This is a genomic window from Citrobacter youngae, assembly GCF_003818115.1.
GTDB classification, from domain to species: Bacteria; Pseudomonadota; Gammaproteobacteria; order Enterobacterales; family Enterobacteriaceae; genus Citrobacter; species Citrobacter youngae.
The window spans coordinates 301,305-315,866 of sequence record NZ_RPOI01000016.1 but is presented as its reverse complement, the minus strand read 5'-3'; the positions used below and the strand labels follow the sequence as shown (position 1 = coordinate 315,866).

18 protein-coding genes are annotated in these 14,562 nt (G+C 52.9%); all 18 read left to right on the top strand.

Features of this window, described 5'->3' with window-relative positions; all coding sequences use genetic code 11:
• Positions 1 to 416 precede the first annotated feature (416 nt).
• Genes pduA through pduU form a run of 18 tightly spaced genes read left to right on the top strand, consistent with a single transcriptional unit; the run spans position 417 to position 14,562 of the window.
• Entirely contained in the window at positions 417 to 698 is a 282-nt protein-coding gene (gene pduA / locus EHN13_RS14595; RefSeq protein WP_003030255.1) for a propanediol utilization microcompartment protein PduA, read from the top strand.
• On the top strand, positions 698 to 1,510 hold the full coding sequence (gene pduB / locus EHN13_RS14590; protein WP_005128019.1) for a propanediol utilization microcompartment protein PduB: 813 nt from the start codon (positions 698 to 700) through the stop codon (positions 1,508 to 1,510). Before pduA ends, pduB begins: the two co-directional genes overlap by 1 nt.
• An 18-nt stretch (positions 1,511 to 1,528) precedes the next feature.
• A complete protein-coding gene (gene pduC / locus EHN13_RS14585; protein WP_124021645.1) occupies positions 1,529 to 3,193 on the top strand; it encodes a propanediol dehydratase large subunit PduC in 1,665 nt (554 codons plus the stop codon).
• Positions 3,194 to 3,203: 10 nt separating this feature from the next.
• Positions 3,204 to 3,878: a propanediol dehydratase medium subunit PduD gene (gene pduD, locus EHN13_RS14580; protein ID WP_003844241.1), complete on the top strand. Its 675-nt coding sequence runs from the start codon at positions 3,204 to 3,206 to the stop codon at positions 3,876 to 3,878.
• Positions 3,879 to 3,892: 14 nt separating this feature from the next.
• A complete protein-coding gene (gene pduE / locus EHN13_RS14575) occupies positions 3,893 to 4,411 on the top strand; it encodes a propanediol dehydratase small subunit PduE (RefSeq protein ID WP_003030243.1) in 519 nt (172 codons plus the stop codon).
• Between the two features lie 15 nt (positions 4,412 to 4,426).
• A complete protein-coding gene (locus tag EHN13_RS14570; RefSeq protein ID WP_124021644.1) occupies positions 4,427 to 6,259 on the top strand; it encodes a diol dehydratase reactivase subunit alpha in 1,833 nt (610 codons plus the stop codon).
• The gene (locus EHN13_RS14565) at positions 6,249 to 6,599 is read left to right on the top strand and encodes a glycerol dehydratase reactivase beta/small subunit family protein (protein WP_048211996.1); all 351 of its coding nucleotides are present in this window, start codon (positions 6,249 to 6,251) and stop codon (positions 6,597 to 6,599) included. Before EHN13_RS14570 ends, EHN13_RS14565 begins: the two co-directional genes overlap by 11 nt.
• A 19-nt stretch (positions 6,600 to 6,618) precedes the next feature.
• On the top strand, positions 6,619 to 6,894 hold the full coding sequence (gene pduJ / locus EHN13_RS14560) for a propanediol utilization microcompartment protein PduJ (protein WP_001057752.1): 276 nt from the start codon (positions 6,619 to 6,621) through the stop codon (positions 6,892 to 6,894).
• A 24-nt stretch (positions 6,895 to 6,918) separates the two neighbouring features.
• A complete protein-coding gene (locus tag EHN13_RS14555) occupies positions 6,919 to 7,383 on the top strand; it encodes a BMC domain-containing protein (protein ID WP_124021643.1) in 465 nt (154 codons plus the stop codon).
• Positions 7,383 to 8,015, top strand: coding sequence for a phosphate propanoyltransferase (locus EHN13_RS14550; RefSeq protein ID WP_048211998.1), 633 nt, complete (start codon positions 7,383 to 7,385; stop codon positions 8,013 to 8,015). The genes EHN13_RS14555 and EHN13_RS14550 overlap by 1 nt, the downstream gene beginning before the upstream one ends.
• Positions 8,012 to 8,503 carry a microcompartment protein PduM gene (gene pduM, locus EHN13_RS14545; RefSeq protein ID WP_124021642.1) on the top strand — a complete coding sequence of 164 codons (492 nt, stop codon included), beginning with the start codon at positions 8,012 to 8,014 and terminating at the stop codon, positions 8,501 to 8,503. The genes EHN13_RS14550 and pduM overlap by 4 nt, the downstream gene beginning before the upstream one ends.
• 3 nt (positions 8,504 to 8,506) lie before the next feature.
• Positions 8,507 to 8,782 (top strand): EutN/CcmL family microcompartment protein, encoded by a 276-nt coding sequence (locus tag EHN13_RS14540; RefSeq protein WP_048212000.1) that lies wholly within the window; start codon positions 8,507 to 8,509, stop codon positions 8,780 to 8,782.
• 8 nt (positions 8,783 to 8,790) lie between these two features.
• The gene (gene pduO / locus EHN13_RS14535) at positions 8,791 to 9,798 is read left to right on the top strand and encodes a two-domain cob(I)yrinic acid a,c-diamide adenosyltransferase PduO (RefSeq protein WP_124021641.1); all 1,008 of its coding nucleotides are present in this window, start codon (positions 8,791 to 8,793) and stop codon (positions 9,796 to 9,798) included.
• Positions 9,795 to 11,180: a CoA-acylating propionaldehyde dehydrogenase PduP gene (pduP, locus tag EHN13_RS14530; protein ID WP_124021640.1), complete on the top strand. Its 1,386-nt coding sequence runs from the start codon at positions 9,795 to 9,797 to the stop codon at positions 11,178 to 11,180. The genes pduO and pduP overlap by 4 nt, the downstream gene beginning before the upstream one ends.
• A 10-nt stretch (positions 11,181 to 11,190) precedes the next feature.
• Positions 11,191 to 12,303 carry a 1-propanol dehydrogenase PduQ gene (locus tag EHN13_RS14525; RefSeq protein WP_124021639.1) on the top strand — a complete coding sequence of 371 codons (1,113 nt, stop codon included), beginning with the start codon at positions 11,191 to 11,193 and terminating at the stop codon, positions 12,301 to 12,303.
• On the top strand, positions 12,300 to 13,655 hold the full coding sequence (pduS, locus tag EHN13_RS14520; protein WP_124021638.1) for a cobalamin reductase PduS: 1,356 nt from the start codon (positions 12,300 to 12,302) through the stop codon (positions 13,653 to 13,655). The genes EHN13_RS14525 and pduS overlap by 4 nt, the downstream gene beginning before the upstream one ends.
• Positions 13,656 to 13,657: 2 nt before the next feature.
• On the top strand, positions 13,658 to 14,212 hold the full coding sequence (pduT, locus tag EHN13_RS14515; RefSeq protein ID WP_003030201.1) for a propanediol utilization microcompartment protein PduT: 555 nt from the start codon (positions 13,658 to 13,660) through the stop codon (positions 14,210 to 14,212).
• Positions 14,212 to 14,562: a propanediol utilization microcompartment protein PduU gene (gene pduU / locus EHN13_RS14510; RefSeq protein ID WP_048212006.1), complete on the top strand. Its 351-nt coding sequence runs from the start codon at positions 14,212 to 14,214 to the stop codon at positions 14,560 to 14,562. Before pduT ends, pduU begins: the two co-directional genes overlap by 1 nt.

The following is a 14,562-nucleotide window of genomic DNA, read 5'->3' as shown; positions in this document are numbered from 1 at the left end:
CTGCGGGCGGTATGACTTTAAAAATCGTGTTGCGATAGCAAATTCTTGCCATCACTTTTATTAAACAAAGCCAGATGACGGGGAATTTCTCTATTATTTGTACATTTTAGAAATAATAAAATATTGCCAATAGCATAATCTTGTTTTCAGATAACCGTCACAAATTCATTTTCCCCGCATAGCAAATGATATTTCACCTGTCACGTTCAAAAGTGTAAATATGGAATTAACATAACCAAATAATCACATCAACAAATCTAAAAATAATCAATAAAAACAACATAATAAAATAATTAACAGCAATTTTATATCACCAGTTCCTCACTATTTTTTCTCTCATACATTCAAGTCAGCCATTCTTTTTCCTCGCTTCTTTTTATAGTCATGAAAATCGGGACAACCCAGGCGAGGTCTTTATGCAACAAGAAGCGTTAGGAATGGTAGAAACCAAAGGCTTAACTGCAGCCATAGAGGCCGCAGATGCAATGGTGAAGTCAGCCAATGTAATGCTGGTCGGCTACGAAAAAATTGGTTCGGGACTGGTAACAGTCATTGTCCGCGGTGATGTCGGCGCGGTTAAAGCAGCAACAGATGCCGGTGCCGCCGCGGCCCGTAACGTGGGAGAAGTGAAAGCCGTACACGTCATTCCACGTCCTCATACCGATGTCGAAAAAATCTTACCGAAGGGAATTAGCTAATGAGCAGCAATGAGCTGGTTGAACAGATCATGGCGCAGGTGATTGCTCGTGTGGCAACGCCAGAACAGCAGGCTATCCCTGAAAATAATCCTCCAACACGAGAAACGGCTATGGCAGAGAAGAGCTGCAGTTTAACGGAATTTGTCGGTACTGCGATTGGCGACACCGTCGGTCTGGTGATCGCCAACGTAGATAGCGCCTTACTGGACGCGATGAAACTTGAAAAGCGTTATCGCTCCATTGGCATCCTTGGCGCACGTACTGGTGCGGGTCCACACATCATGGCTGCTGATGAAGCGGTGAAAGCCACAAATACTGAAGTCGTCAGCATCGAGTTGCCGCGTGATACCAAAGGCGGCGCTGGTCATGGTTCGCTAATAATTCTCGGCGGTAACGACGTTTCTGACGTGAAGCGCGGGATTGAAGTTGCGCTGAAAGAGCTGGATCGCACCTTTGGCGACGTTTATGCCAACGAAGCCGGTCACATCGAGATGCAATACACCGCACGCGCCAGCTACGCGCTGGAAAAAGCCTTTGGCGCACCGATTGGTCGTGCCTGTGGCGTCATCGTCGGCGCACCCGCATCCGTAGGTGTCCTGATGGCCGATACGGCGCTGAAATCCGCCAATGTTGAAGTGGTGGCCTACAGCTCCCCCGCCCATGGCACCAGTTTCAGCAACGAAGCCATTTTGGTCATTTCCGGTGACTCAGGGGCCGTGCGTCAGGCTGTTATCTCAGCCCGTGAAATCGGTAAAACCGTGCTGGCGACCCTCGGCTCAGAACCCAAAAACGACCGTCCGTCCTATATCTGATATCAGTGAGGCTGATTCATGAGATCGAAAAGATTTGAAGCACTGGCGAAACGCCCTGTGAATCAGGACGGCTTCGTTAAGGAGTGGATCGAAGAAGGCTTCATTGCGATGGAAAGCCCAAACGACCCTAAGCCGTCGATTAAAATCGTCAACGGGATGGTCACTGAACTGGACGGCAAATCCGCCAGTGAATTTGATCTGATTGACCACTTCATCGCGCGCTACGGCATTAACCTGGCTCGCGCTGAAGAGGTGATGGCGATGGACTCGGTTAAACTCGCCAATATGCTTTGCGACCCCAACGTCAAGCGTATGGACATTGTTCCTCTGACCACGGCAATGACGCCAGCGAAAATTGTGGAAGTGGTTTCGCACATGAACGTCGTTGAGATGATGATGGCCATGCAGAAAATGCGTGCCCGCCGTACCCCATCTCAACAAGCGCACGTGACTAACGTCAAAGATAACCCGGTACAGATTGCCGCCGATGCTGCAGAGGGTGCCTGGCGTGGCTTTGATGAGCAGGAAACGACCGTTGCTGTTGCACGTTACGCGCCGTTTAACGCGATTGCACTGCTGGTAGGTTCGCAGGTTGGACGCCCAGGTGTGTTAACTCAGTGTTCTCTGGAAGAAGCCACCGAGCTGAAACTCGGCATGTTGGGCCACACCTGCTACGCAGAAACCATCTCCGTCTACGGTACTGAACCCGTCTTTACAGACGGTGACGACACGCCATGGTCAAAAGGTTTTCTGGCCTCTTCTTACGCTTCACGCGGCCTGAAAATGCGCTTCACATCTGGCTCCGGTTCAGAAGTTCAGATGGGCTACGCCGAAGGCAAATCGATGCTTTATCTGGAAGCGCGCTGCATTTACATCACCAAGGCAGCTGGCGTTCAGGGTTTGCAAAACGGTTCAGTAAGTTGCATTGGCGTACCCTCAGCCGTGCCATCGGGTATTCGCGCGGTGCTGGCAGAAAACCTGATCTGCTCGTCACTGGATCTGGAGTGTGCCTCCAGTAATGACCAGACCTTTACCCACTCCGATATGCGTCGTACTGCTCGTCTGCTGATGCAATTCTTGCCGGGTACAGATTTCATTTCATCTGGTTATTCCGCTGTTCCGAACTACGACAACATGTTCGCCGGTTCCAACGAGGATGCCGAAGATTTTGACGATTACAACGTCATCCAGCGCGATCTGAAAGTCGACGGTGGTCTGCGTCCAGTGCGAGAAGAAGACGTTATCGCCATTCGCAATAAAGCAGCTCGCGCACTGCAGGCCGTATTCGCCGGGATGGGATTACCGCCAATCACCGACGAAGAAGTCGAGGCCGCGACCCACGCCCACGGTTCAAAAGATATGCCAGAGCGTAACATCGTTGAAGACATCAAATTTGCGCAAGAGATCATCAATAAAAACCGTAACGGTCTGGAAGTGGTGAAAGCTCTTGCTCAGGGCGGGTTTACCGATGTCGCTCAGGACATGCTCAACATCCAGAAAGCCAAGTTAACCGGGGATTATCTGCATACCTCCGCCATTATCGTTGGCGACGGACAGGTGCTGTCCGCAGTAAATGACGTCAATGACTATGCCGGTCCGGCAACAGGTTATCGCCTGCAAGGCGAACGCTGGGAAGAGATCAAAAACATCCCTGGCGCACTTGATCCCAACGAGCTTGGCTAAGGGGTGAAAAATGGAAATTAATGAAAAACTGCTGCGCCAGATAATTGAAGATGTGTTGTCTGAAATGCAGACCAGCGACAAACCCGTCTCTTTCCGCGCATCTACAGCGGCAAGCGCACCTCAGGCTGCTGCGGCACAGGGCGACAGCTTTCTGACCGAGATTGGTGAAGCCAAACAAGGCCAGCAACAGGACGAAGTGATTATTGCCGTAGGGCCGGCGTTCGGGCTCTCGCAAACCGTCAATATTGTAGGGATCCCGCATAAGAATATCTTGCGCGAAGTGATTGCCGGTATTGAAGAAGAAGGCATTAAAGCGCGCGTTATCCGCTGCTTTAAATCCTCCGATGTGGCGTTTGTTGCCGTTGAGGGTAACCGTCTAAGCGGTTCCGGGATCTCTATCGGCATCCAGTCAAAAGGCACCACGGTTATCCACCAGCAGGGGTTACCGCCGCTTTCAAACCTGGAGCTGTTCCCTCAGGCACCGCTTCTGACGTTGGAAACCTATCGTCAGATCGGTAAAAACGCCGCGCGTTATGCCAAGCGTGAATCTCCGCAACCGGTCCCGACTCTGAATGACCAGATGGCCCGTCCTAAGTACCAGGCAAAATCGGCCATTCTGCACATTAAAGAGACCAAATACGTTGTGACAGGCAAAAACCCGCAGGAACTGCGCGTGGCGCTTTGATAAAGGATACCTCCATGAATACCGACGCAATTGAATCGATGGTTCGGGATGTGTTGAGCCGGATGAACAGCCTGCAAGGCGAGTCCGCGACTCCGCCCGCGGCAAGTTCATCAGCACATACCGCGAAAGTCACGGATTACCCTCTCGCGAATAAACATCCTGAGTGGGTAAAAACTGCGACCAACAAAACGCTGGACGACTTCACGCTTGAAAATGTTCTGAGCAACAAAGTGACCGCGCAGGACATGCGCATCACCCCTGAAACACTGCGCCTCCAGGCGGAAATCGCCAAAGATGCCGGACGTGACAGGCTGGCAATGAACTTTGAGCGCGCTGCCGAGCTAACCGCTGTTCCTGACGATCGTATTCTTGAGATCTACAACGCGCTGCGCCCGTACCGCTCAACAAAAGATGAGCTGATGGCTATCGCCGACGATCTCGAAAATCGTTATCAGGCAAAAATCTGTGCAGCTTTCGTTCGTGAAGCGGCAGCGCTGTACGTTGAGCGTAAAAAACTCAAAGGCGACGACTAACTCAGGGACAGGATCATGCGATATATAGCAGGCATTGACATAGGCAACTCATCAACGGAAGTCGCTCTGGCTACTCTGGATGAGTCTGGCGTGCTGAGCATCACCGGCAGCGCGCTGGTAGAAACCACCGGAATTAAGGGCACATTACGTAATGTGTTTGGCATTCAGGAGGCCCTTACGCTGGCGGCAAAAAACGCCGGTATCAATGTCAGCGATATTTCGCTCATCCGTATTAACGAAGCCACCCCGGTCATTGGCGACGTGGCGATGGAAACCATAACCGAAACCATCATCACTGAATCCACCATGATCGGCCATAACCCTAAAACACCGGGCGGTGTCGGGTTAGGCGTGGGCGTCACTATTACGCCGGAAGACCTGCTCAGTCGTCCGGCGGATGCGCCCTATATTCTGGTGGTGTCATCGGCATTTGATTTCGCCGATGTTGCTACGATGATTAATGCCTCCGTCCGTGCCGGATACCAGTTGACTGGTGTTATTTTGCAGCAGGATGATGGTGTGTTGGTCAGTAATCGTTTGACTCATCCCCTGCCCATCGTCGATGAAGTCCTTCATATCGACCGTATCCCGTTGGGGATGCTGGCTGCCATTGAGGTCGCTGTTCCAGGCAAGGTTATCGAAACCCTTTCCAACCCGTACGGAATCGCGACTGTCTTTAGCCTTAGCGCAGAGGAGACCAGGAACATTGTCCCCATGGCCCGCGCACTGATTGGCAACCGCTCTGCGGTAGTGGTGAAAACGCCGTCAGGTGATGTGAAAGCTCGTGCAATACCTGCCGGAAACCTGGAACTGCAATCGCAAGGACGAACAGTACGCGTCGACGTCGCGGCAGGTGCCGACGCGATTATGAAAGCGGTTGGCGAATGCCCGAAACTGGATAACGTCACCGGAGAGGCGGGAACCAATATTGGCGGCATGCTGGAGCACGTACGCCAGACAATGGCTGAATTAACCAACAAACCCAGTCATGAAATCTTTATTCAGGATCTGTTGGCAGTTGATACTTCAGTCCCAGTCAGCGTGACCGGGGGACTTGCCGGCGAGTTTTCGTTGGAACAGGCTGTTGGTATTGCTTCTATGGTGAAATCAGATCGCCTGCAAATGGCGATGATTGCCCAGGAAATAACGCAAAAACTCAACATTGATGTGCAGGTTGGTGGTGCTGAAGCCGAAGCCGCTATTCTGGGTGCCTTAACCACACCGGGTACTACACGTCCACTGGCTATTCTGGATCTTGGGGCCGGATCTACTGACGCCTCTATCATCAACCCGAAAGGCGAAATTATTGCCACGCATCTGGCAGGGGCCGGCGATATGGTCACAATGATCATTGCCAGAGAACTGGGGCTGGATGATCGTTATCTCGCTGAAGAGATTAAAAAATACCCGCTGGCGAAAGTTGAAAGCTTGTTCCATCTTCGCCACGAAGACGGCAGCGTCCAGTTCTTCCCCACCCCGCTCCCGCCAACGGTATTTGCCCGCGTGTGCGTGGTGAAACCCGATGAACTGGTGCCACTGCCGGGCGAACTGGCGCTGGAGAAAGTTCGCGCCATTCGCCGCAGCGCCAAGGAGCGCGTTTTCGTCACCAACGCGCTCAGAGCGCTACGTCAGGTAAGTCCGACCGGGAATATTCGGGACATTCCTTTTGTCGTGCTGGTTGGCGGTTCCTCGCTGGACTTCGAAGTTCCGCAACTGGTCACCGATGCACTGGCTCATTATCGCCTCGTTGCCGGGCGCGGCAACATTCGTGGCACCGAAGGTCCGCGCAATGCGGTTGCCACAGGGTTGATTCTCTCCTGGTACAAGGCATTCGCTCATGGAAAGTAATCTCACCACGCCAGCCATTGTTATCTTCACTACTACCGGCTGCGCTGAAGTCTGGAATGACGTGCTGCTGGGTATTGAGGAAGAAGGGATCCCCTTTGTGATTCAGGAGAGCCATTCAACTGACGTTATCCACAATGCATGGCTGGCTGCCTGCCAATCACCATTGCTGGTTGGCATTGGCTGCAGTCATGAAAAACTGGTCGTGCACTACAAAAACTTACCTACATCAGCGCCACTTTTTACGCTGACGTATCAACAAAATAGCCATGATCGCCGCAGCATTGGCAATAACGCTGCGCGGCTGGTTAAAGGCATTCCGTTCCGCGAATGCCACTCATAATCCACAGGAGAAAAGCAGTATGAATAACGCACTGGGACTGGTTGAAACAAAAGGGCTTGTCGGCGCTATTGAAGCCGCTGATGCCATGGTGAAATCCGCAAACGTGCAGTTGGTTGGTTACGAAAAAATTGGTTCAGGCCTGATCACCGTGATGGTCCGCGGGGATGTCGGCGCCGTAAAAGCAGCGGTAGATGCAGGAAGCGCAGCAGCAAGCGCCGTTGGCGAGGTGAAATCCTGCCACGTTATCCCGCGTCCGCATAGCGACGTTGAAGCCATTTTACCTAAATCTGCATAAGTCGTTGCAAACAAGGAGCACAGCGTGAAGCAATCACTGGGATTACTTGAAGTTAGTGGTCTGGCATTAGCCATCAGTTGCGCGGACGTCATGGCGAAAGCCGCCTCCATCACGCTGGTGGGCCTCGAAAAAACCAACGGCTCAGGCTGGACGGTGATCAAGATAATCGGGGATGTGGCCTCCGTTCAGGCGGCTATATCCACCGGTGCTAATTTAGCAGAATTGCGAAATGGACTGGTCGCGCACAGGGTCATTTCCAGGCCCGGAGAAGGCATTCTTTCCCACAGTGTGCCCGTGCAGCCAGAGCCAGAACCGATACCTTATCTATCGCAAGAGCAAGAAGAGATGGCTACAGAAATTGCATTACCTGAAGCCGCGCAACAGGCAGAGTTGATTAGCTGCAATCTGTGTCTTGACCCTGCCTGTCCCCGTCAAAAGGGCGAGCCGCGCACTCTTTGTCTGCACTCTGGTAAACGAGGTGAAGCGTAATGGATAAACAGCAACTGGAAACAACGGTCAGTAAAATACTGGATGAAATGCGTGAACGCCCTATCCCTCTCGGGATTTCGAATCGCCACATCCACCTTTGCGCCGAGGACTACACTCGCCTGTTTCCTAATCAGCCGATTAGCGAGAAAAAGGGTCTGTTGCAGCCCGGACAATATGCCGCAGATCAGACCGTCACGCTGGTCGGACCGAAAGGTCAGTTAAAGAATGTGCGTCTGCTTGGTCCACTGCGTAGTACTAGCCAGGTGGAGATATCTCGTACCGACGCCCGCACATTAGGTATCGCTGCGCCGCTGCGCATGTCCGGCAATATTCAGGGTACGCCTGGCATTCGTCTTATCAGCCCCTTTGCTGAACTGGAGTTACCCTCCGGGGTTATTGTTGCCCAGCGACATATCCATATGTCGCCGCTGGATGCGCTGATACTGCGTGTCTCTCATGGAGATAAAGTCTCCGTGGCAATCAATGGCGATGAACGCCGACTGATTTTCGATAACGTCGCCGTCCGCGTTTCGCCGGATATGCGCCTCGAAATGCATATCGATACAGACGAAGCCAATGCTGCAGGCGCTGATAATCCCCAGGCATTCGCCACACTGGTGACCTCACGATGAACAACGAACTGCTGCAACGCATTATCGAGGAGGTTGTTTCCCGATTAAAAAAACGCGCGGAAAGCACGCTCACTCTTAGCGTCGCACAGTTACGGGAAATTGATTCCCGGACATTATGTTGTCAGTACTCGTCACTGCACCTCCTTCAGGCAGACCTGCCATTACTGGAGCAAATTGCCGAAGGCTGCCCAGTCAACATGTCGGTGGTAACGATTCACGACGCGCTGGCATGCGGAGTCCGCGTGAAGATTTCACTACAACACCGATTGTTACCCGCAATCCCCGTGAAAAAACTCGCGCGTCTGCCGCTGGAATTCAGTGACGAACTGGGGCGAATCATCTTTTTGCATCCTGAGAAGCTTCTCAGCTATGCCAACGTCGCCCAATTGAGGGATGGCGTACTGGTACTACGCCGTCGATGTGTCGTGACGGCTCTGGCTCAGGAAGCTGTCGGTACGCGAAATGTCCAATTAATTAAGCAGGAGTGAGCTATGCATTTGGCCCGGGTTACAGGCGTTGTGGTTTCCACGCAAAAATCCCCATCACTGGTGGGAAAAAAACTCTTGCTGGTACGTCGGGTGAGTGCTGACGGAGAGCTCCCCGCCTCCCCCGCTACCGGTGATGAAGTCGCGGTTGACTCAGTCGGTGCAGGAACGGGCGAACTGGTGTTACTCAGCAGCGGATCCAGCGCCAGACACGTTTTCTCCGGCCCGAATGAGGCCATCGACCTGGCTATCGTCGGCATTGTCGACACGCTTTCTCGCTAGGAGGAACTATGGCGATTTATACCCGAACGGGCGATGCCGGTACAACAGCTCTCTTTACCGGACAACGCGTGAGTAAAACGCATCCGCGCGTCGAGGCTTACGGTACGCTGGATGAGCTTAATGCAGCGCTTAGCCTGTGCGTTTGCGCGGCGAAAAACCCGCAGCACCGCCAGTTGCTTGAAAATATTCAGCTGCAGCTTTTTTGGTTCAGCGCCGAACTGGCAAGCGAAAGCGAACAGCCAACGCCAGAACAGCGCTACATCAGCTCAGAAGAAATTGCTGCACTGGAAGCCGCCATCGATACCGCGATGGGGAGAGTACCGCCCCTACGCAGCTTTATTTTACCAGGCCGCAGCGAAGCCGCCAGCCGACTACACTTCGCCCGCACACTGGCTCGCCGCGCAGAGCGGCGACTGGTCGAACTCTCCACAGAGATCTCCGTCAGACATGTATTGATGCGTTACATCAATCGCCTGTCCGATTGCTTATATGCGCTTGCACGCGCAGAAGATCATGATGCTCATCAAAACCACATTATTCAGAAAGTGACGGAGCGCTATCTCGCAGCCATCCGCACATCAGCCACCCAGGAGCCGACTATGTCACTGTCTTTTCAGGAGCTCCACCAACTGACTCGCACGGCGGTGGCGAGAGCAGAAGAAATTCAGGTTCCGGTCGTCATTTGCATTGTTGATGCGAACGGAACTCAAACGGTGACCTGGCGCATGCCTGACGCATTGCTCGTCAGTAGCGAACTGGCACCGAAAAAAGCCTGGACCGCCGTGGCGATGAAAACCGCCACGCACGAGCTGACATCAGCGGTGCAACCAGGGGCCGCGCTTTACGGTCTGGAAAGCCATATGCAGGGAAAAGTCGTCACCTTCGGTGGCGGGTACGCATTATGGCGAGAGGGTTTACTCCTTGGGGGTCTTGGCATCAGCGGGGGAAGCGTTGAGCAGGATATGGACATTGCAGAAACGGCCATTGCGGCGATTAACGTGAGAACACATCAATGAATACTTCAGAACTTGAAACGCTTATTCGTAACATTTTGAGTGAACAACTCGCCCCGGCAAAAGCAGAAGTTAAGGGTAATGGAATTTTTCCTTCCGTTAACGAAGCAATTGATGCCGCGTATCAGGCTTTTCTGCGTTATCAGCAATGTCCATTGAAAACCCGCAGCGCCATCATCAATGCCCTGCGAGAAGAACTGACGCCTCATCTTGCTTCACTGGCCGCTGAGAGCGCTGCCGAAACGGGTATGGGCAACAAAGAGGATAAATTCCTCAAAAACAAAGCCGCGCTGGACAACACCCCGGGAATCGAAGACCTCACTACCACGGCGCTAACCGGTGACGGTGGCATGGTGTTGTTTGAGTACTCTCCATTTGGGGTGATTGGCTCCGTTGCGCCAAGTACCAACCCGACGGAAACCATCATCAATAACAGCATCAGTATGCTGGCCGCGGGAAACAGCGTTTATTTTAGCCCGCACCCTGGCGCAAAAGCAGTATCACTGAAACTGATTGCCATGATTGAAGATATTGCCTTCCGCTGCTGCGGGATCCGGAATCTTGTCGTCACGGTCACAGAACCCACTTTTGAGGCTACCCAGCAGATGATGGCACACCCTAAAATCGCAGTTCTGGCGATTACCGGCGGCCCTGGCATTGTTGCTATGGGTATGAAAAGCGGGAAAAAAGTCATTGGCGCAGGTGCAGGAAATCCGCCCTGTATTGTTGATGAAACTGCCGACCTGGTTAAAGCAGCTGAAGATATCATCAACGGTGCATCGTTTGATTACAACCTGCCCTGTATTGCTGAGAAAAGCCTGATTGTTGTCGATGCTGTTGCTGAACGACTGGTCCAACAAATGCAGTCTTTTGGCGCGTTACTTCTGCACAACGAAGACGTCAACAAACTGCGCGCCGCCTGTCTACCTGAAGGCATAGCCAATAAAAAACTGGTTGGAAAGAGTCCAGCAGCCCTGCTTGAAGCTGCGGACATACCGGTTCCGGCAAAAACACCTCGCCTGTTGATTGGCATCGTCAATGCTGACGATCCATGGGTCACCAGCGAACAGTTGATGCCAATGCTGCCCATCGTGAGCGTAAAGGATTTTGACAGTGCACTGGCGTTGGCACTGAAAGTTGAAGAGGGACTGCATCACACTGCCATCATGCATTCACAAAACGTGTCACGTCTGAATCTTGCCGCCCGCACCCTTCAGACCTCAATATTTGTGAAAAATGGCCCCTCTTACGCCGGTATTGGTGTCGGCGGTGAAGGCTTTACAACCTTCACTATTGCGACGCCAACCGGTGAAGGAACAACATCTGCGCGCACTTTCGCACGCTCTCGTCGTTGCGTGCTGACAAACGGTTTTTCTATTCGTTAATGGGGCCGTTATGAATAGCTTTTCACTGCAAACTCGATTGTACAGCGGCCAGGGAAGTCTGGATGTGCTCAAGCGCTTCACGAATAAGCATATCTGGATTATTTGCGATGGTTTTCTCGCGCGTTCTCCCCTGATTGAAAAGCTGCGCAACGCTCTGCCAGCGGATAACCGCATCAGCATTTTCAGCGATATCACCCCCGATCCGACCATCAGCACTGTAGTTCAAGGGATTGCACAAATGCAGTCCCTGCGGCCGGACGTCGTGATGGGTTTTGGTGGCGGCTCAGCACTGGACGCCGCAAAAGCCATCGTCTGGTTCAGCCGACAGTTCGGTATTGAAATTGAAACCTGTGTCGCAATTCCCACTACCAGCGGTACGGGCTCCGAGGTAACCAGCGCCTGCGTGATTAGCGATCCGGATAAAGGCATTAAATATCCATTGTTTAATAATGCGCTTTATCCAGACATGGCCATCCTTGATCCAACGCTGGTCGTCAGCGTACCGCCAGCCATAACCGCGAATACCGGCATGGATGTGTTAACGCATGCGCTGGAGGCATACGTGTCCACGAAGGCCAGCGACTTCACCGATGCACTGGCTGAAAAAGCGGCTCAAATCGTCTTCCAGTACCTGCCTGTCGCCGTCAGCAAAGGTGAATGCCAGGCAACCAGAGGGAAAATGCACAATGCGTCAACGCTCGCGGGAATGGCATTTAGTCAGGCTGGACTGGGGATCAATCATGCGATTGCCCATCAGTTGGGCGGTCAGTTTCATCTGCCACACGGACTTGCCAATGCGCTGCTGCTGACCCTTGTCATTCATTTTAATGCTCGCGATCCGCGGGCCGCGAAGCGCTATGCCCGTTTCGCTAAAGCCTGCCATTTATGCCCGGATAACGCGAACGATACAGCGGCATTGAATGCGCTCATTCATCATATCGAGCTACTCAAAAAACAGTGTGCGTTGCCTTCTTTAGTTGACGCGCTTAAAGACGGAAAGCAAGCCTGGTCGCAACGTATCCCGTCGATGGTTCAGGCCGCGCTGGCTGACGTCACGCTGCAAACCAATCCTCGTGTTGCCGACGCCAGTGCCATGCAGGAACTGCTTGAGGAATTATTATGAAGACAGCCAAGACGGCGGAGTCCACGCTCTATGATGCGCAGACAATTCGCGAACGCGTTCGCGCAGCGGGTGTTGTCGGAGCCGGAGGCGCAGGCTTTCCCGCTCACGTAAAATTACAGGCGCAGGTCGATACCTTTCTGGTCAATGCAGCTGAATGTGAGCCAATGCTGAAAGTTGACCAGCAGTTGATGGCCGTCCAGGCTGAGCGACTTATCCACGGCGTTCAATATGCCATGACGGCTACCGGAGCCAGTTCCGGAATTATTGCGCTCAAAGAGAAATACCAAGAGGCTATCAATGCATTAACGCCCCTTCTGCCTGCCGGGATCCGCTTACATATTTTGCCCGATGTCTACCCGGCAGGTGACGAGGTTTTGACCATCTGGATGGCAACAGGCCGGAGAGTTCCGCCTGCCGCGCTGCCGGTCAGCGTCGGCGTAGTGGTCAATAACGTCCAGACCGTGCTCAACATCGCGAGAGCAGTTGAGCAGCAGTACCCCGTTACCCGTCGTACCTTGACCGTTAACGGCGCAGTCGCCAGTCCCATCACACTCACAGTCCCTATCGGCATGTCTTTACGTGACGTTCTGGCGCTGGCCGGGGGTGCAACCGTTGACGATCCCGGCTTTATTAACGGTGGTCCGATGATGGGCAGCCTGATTACGTCACTGGATACCCCAGTCAGCAAGACCACCGGGGGCCTGCTGGTTTTGCCTAAGTCTCATGCGTTGATTCAGCGGCGGATGCAGGATGAACGCACTGTGCTTTCTGTTGCAAAAACCGTTTGCGAGCAGTGCCGTTTGTGTACGGATTTGTGCCCAAGGCATTTGATCGGTCATGAATTATCCCCGCATCTGCTGGTTCGTGCGGTTAATTATCAGCAGGCAGCCACGCCGCAGCTACTGCTCACGGCCCTGACCTGTTCAGAATGCAATGTGTGTGAAAGCGTAGCCTGTCCGGTTGGGATTTCACCGATGCGCATCAACCGCATGCTTAAACGCGAGCTGAGGGCGCTCAACCATCGTTATGAAGGGCCGCTAAATCCTGAGGATGAAATGGCGAAGTACCGGCTGATCCCGGTTAAGCGCCTTATTACCAAACTGGATCTTAGCGACTGGTATCACGATGCACCACTGGCTGAGACTGATTATTCCACAGATAAAACGACGCTGTTGTTACGCCAGCATATAGGTGCCAGCGCCATCCCATGTGTAGAACAAGGCGAACGCGTTGTTCGCGGTCAATGCGTTGCCGATGTACCGTCCGGTGCATTAGGCGCGCCTGTTCACGCCAGTATTGACGGTATTGTCAGCGAAATCACTGAGCAATCCATCACGGTAATAAGAGGTTAATCATGTCTCAGGCTATAGGGATTTTAGAACTCACCAGCATTGCCAAAGGAATGGAAGCTGGCGATGCCATGTTAAAAAGCGCGAATGTGAATTTACTGGTCAGCAAGACCATCTGCCCGGGAAAATTTCTGCTCATGCTCGGTGGTGACGTAGGTGCCGTACAACAGGCGATAGCCACTGGAACATCTCTGGCTGGCGATATGCTCGTTGATAGTCTGGTACTCCCCAACATTCATGCCAGCGTACTCCCCGCAATCAGCGGACTAAACAGCGTAGATAAGCGTCAGGCAGTTGGTATTGTCGAAACATGGAGCGTTGCTGCCTGCATCTGCGCCGCCGACCGGGCGGTTAAAGCCTCCAACGTCACGCTGGTACGCGTCCATATGGCATTTGGTATTGGCGGCAAGTGCTACATGGTTGTCGCAGGCGACGTGTCTGATGTGAATAACGCCGTGACGGTTGCCAGCGAAAGCGCGGGTGAAAAAGGTCTGCTGGTTTATCGCTCGGTCATCCCTCGCCCACATGAAAGCATGTGGCGACAAATGGTGGAAGGATAATGGACAGACAACCGCCGACGGATCGCATGATCCAGGAATACGTACCCGGCAAGCAGGTCACGCTGGCGCACCTTATTGCTAATCCAGGTAAGGATTTATTCAAAAAACTGGGGTTGCAGGATTCAGTCTCGGCCATTGGTATTTTAACCATTACGCCCAGTGAAGCCTCAATTATCGCCTGTGATATCGCCACAAAGTCCGGGGCGGTAGAGATTGGTTTTCTCGATCGTTTTACCGGTGCAGTAGTACTGACGGGCGATGTTTCCGCCGTTGAGTACGCGCTGAAACAGGTAACCAGAACGCTTGGCGAAATGATGCGTTTTACTGCATGCCCTATTACCCGGACGTAA

Excerpts from the sequence above, each read along its gene's own strand:
- pduA (WP_003030255.1), top strand. The coding sequence starts at position 417 with ATGCAACAAGAAGCGTTAGGAATGGTAGAAACCAAAGGCTTAACTGCA.
- pduB (WP_005128019.1), top strand. The coding sequence starts at position 698 with ATGAGCAGCAATGAGCTGGTTGAACAGATCATGGCGCAGGTGATTGCT.
- pduC (WP_124021645.1), top strand. The coding sequence starts at position 1,529 with ATGAGATCGAAAAGATTTGAAGCACTGGCGAAACGCCCTGTGAATCAG.
- pduD (WP_003844241.1), top strand. The coding sequence starts at position 3,204 with ATGGAAATTAATGAAAAACTGCTGCGCCAGATAATTGAAGATGTGTTG.
- pduE (WP_003030243.1), top strand. The coding sequence starts at position 3,893 with ATGAATACCGACGCAATTGAATCGATGGTTCGGGATGTGTTGAGCCGG.
- EHN13_RS14570 (WP_124021644.1), top strand. The coding sequence starts at position 4,427 with ATGCGATATATAGCAGGCATTGACATAGGCAACTCATCAACGGAAGTC.
- EHN13_RS14565 (WP_048211996.1), top strand. The coding sequence starts at position 6,249 with ATGGAAAGTAATCTCACCACGCCAGCCATTGTTATCTTCACTACTACC.
- pduJ (WP_001057752.1), top strand. The coding sequence starts at position 6,619 with ATGAATAACGCACTGGGACTGGTTGAAACAAAAGGGCTTGTCGGCGCT.
- EHN13_RS14550 (WP_048211998.1), top strand. The coding sequence starts at position 7,383 with ATGGATAAACAGCAACTGGAAACAACGGTCAGTAAAATACTGGATGAA.
- pduM (WP_124021642.1), top strand. The coding sequence starts at position 8,012 with ATGAACAACGAACTGCTGCAACGCATTATCGAGGAGGTTGTTTCCCGA.
- EHN13_RS14540 (WP_048212000.1), top strand. The coding sequence starts at position 8,507 with ATGCATTTGGCCCGGGTTACAGGCGTTGTGGTTTCCACGCAAAAATCC.
- pduO (WP_124021641.1), top strand. The coding sequence starts at position 8,791 with ATGGCGATTTATACCCGAACGGGCGATGCCGGTACAACAGCTCTCTTT.
- pduP (WP_124021640.1), top strand. The coding sequence starts at position 9,795 with ATGAATACTTCAGAACTTGAAACGCTTATTCGTAACATTTTGAGTGAA.
- EHN13_RS14525 (WP_124021639.1), top strand. The coding sequence starts at position 11,191 with ATGAATAGCTTTTCACTGCAAACTCGATTGTACAGCGGCCAGGGAAGT.
- pduS (WP_124021638.1), top strand. The coding sequence starts at position 12,300 with ATGAAGACAGCCAAGACGGCGGAGTCCACGCTCTATGATGCGCAGACA.
- pduT (WP_003030201.1), top strand. The coding sequence starts at position 13,658 with ATGTCTCAGGCTATAGGGATTTTAGAACTCACCAGCATTGCCAAAGGA.
- pduU (WP_048212006.1), top strand. The coding sequence starts at position 14,212 with ATGGACAGACAACCGCCGACGGATCGCATGATCCAGGAATACGTACCC.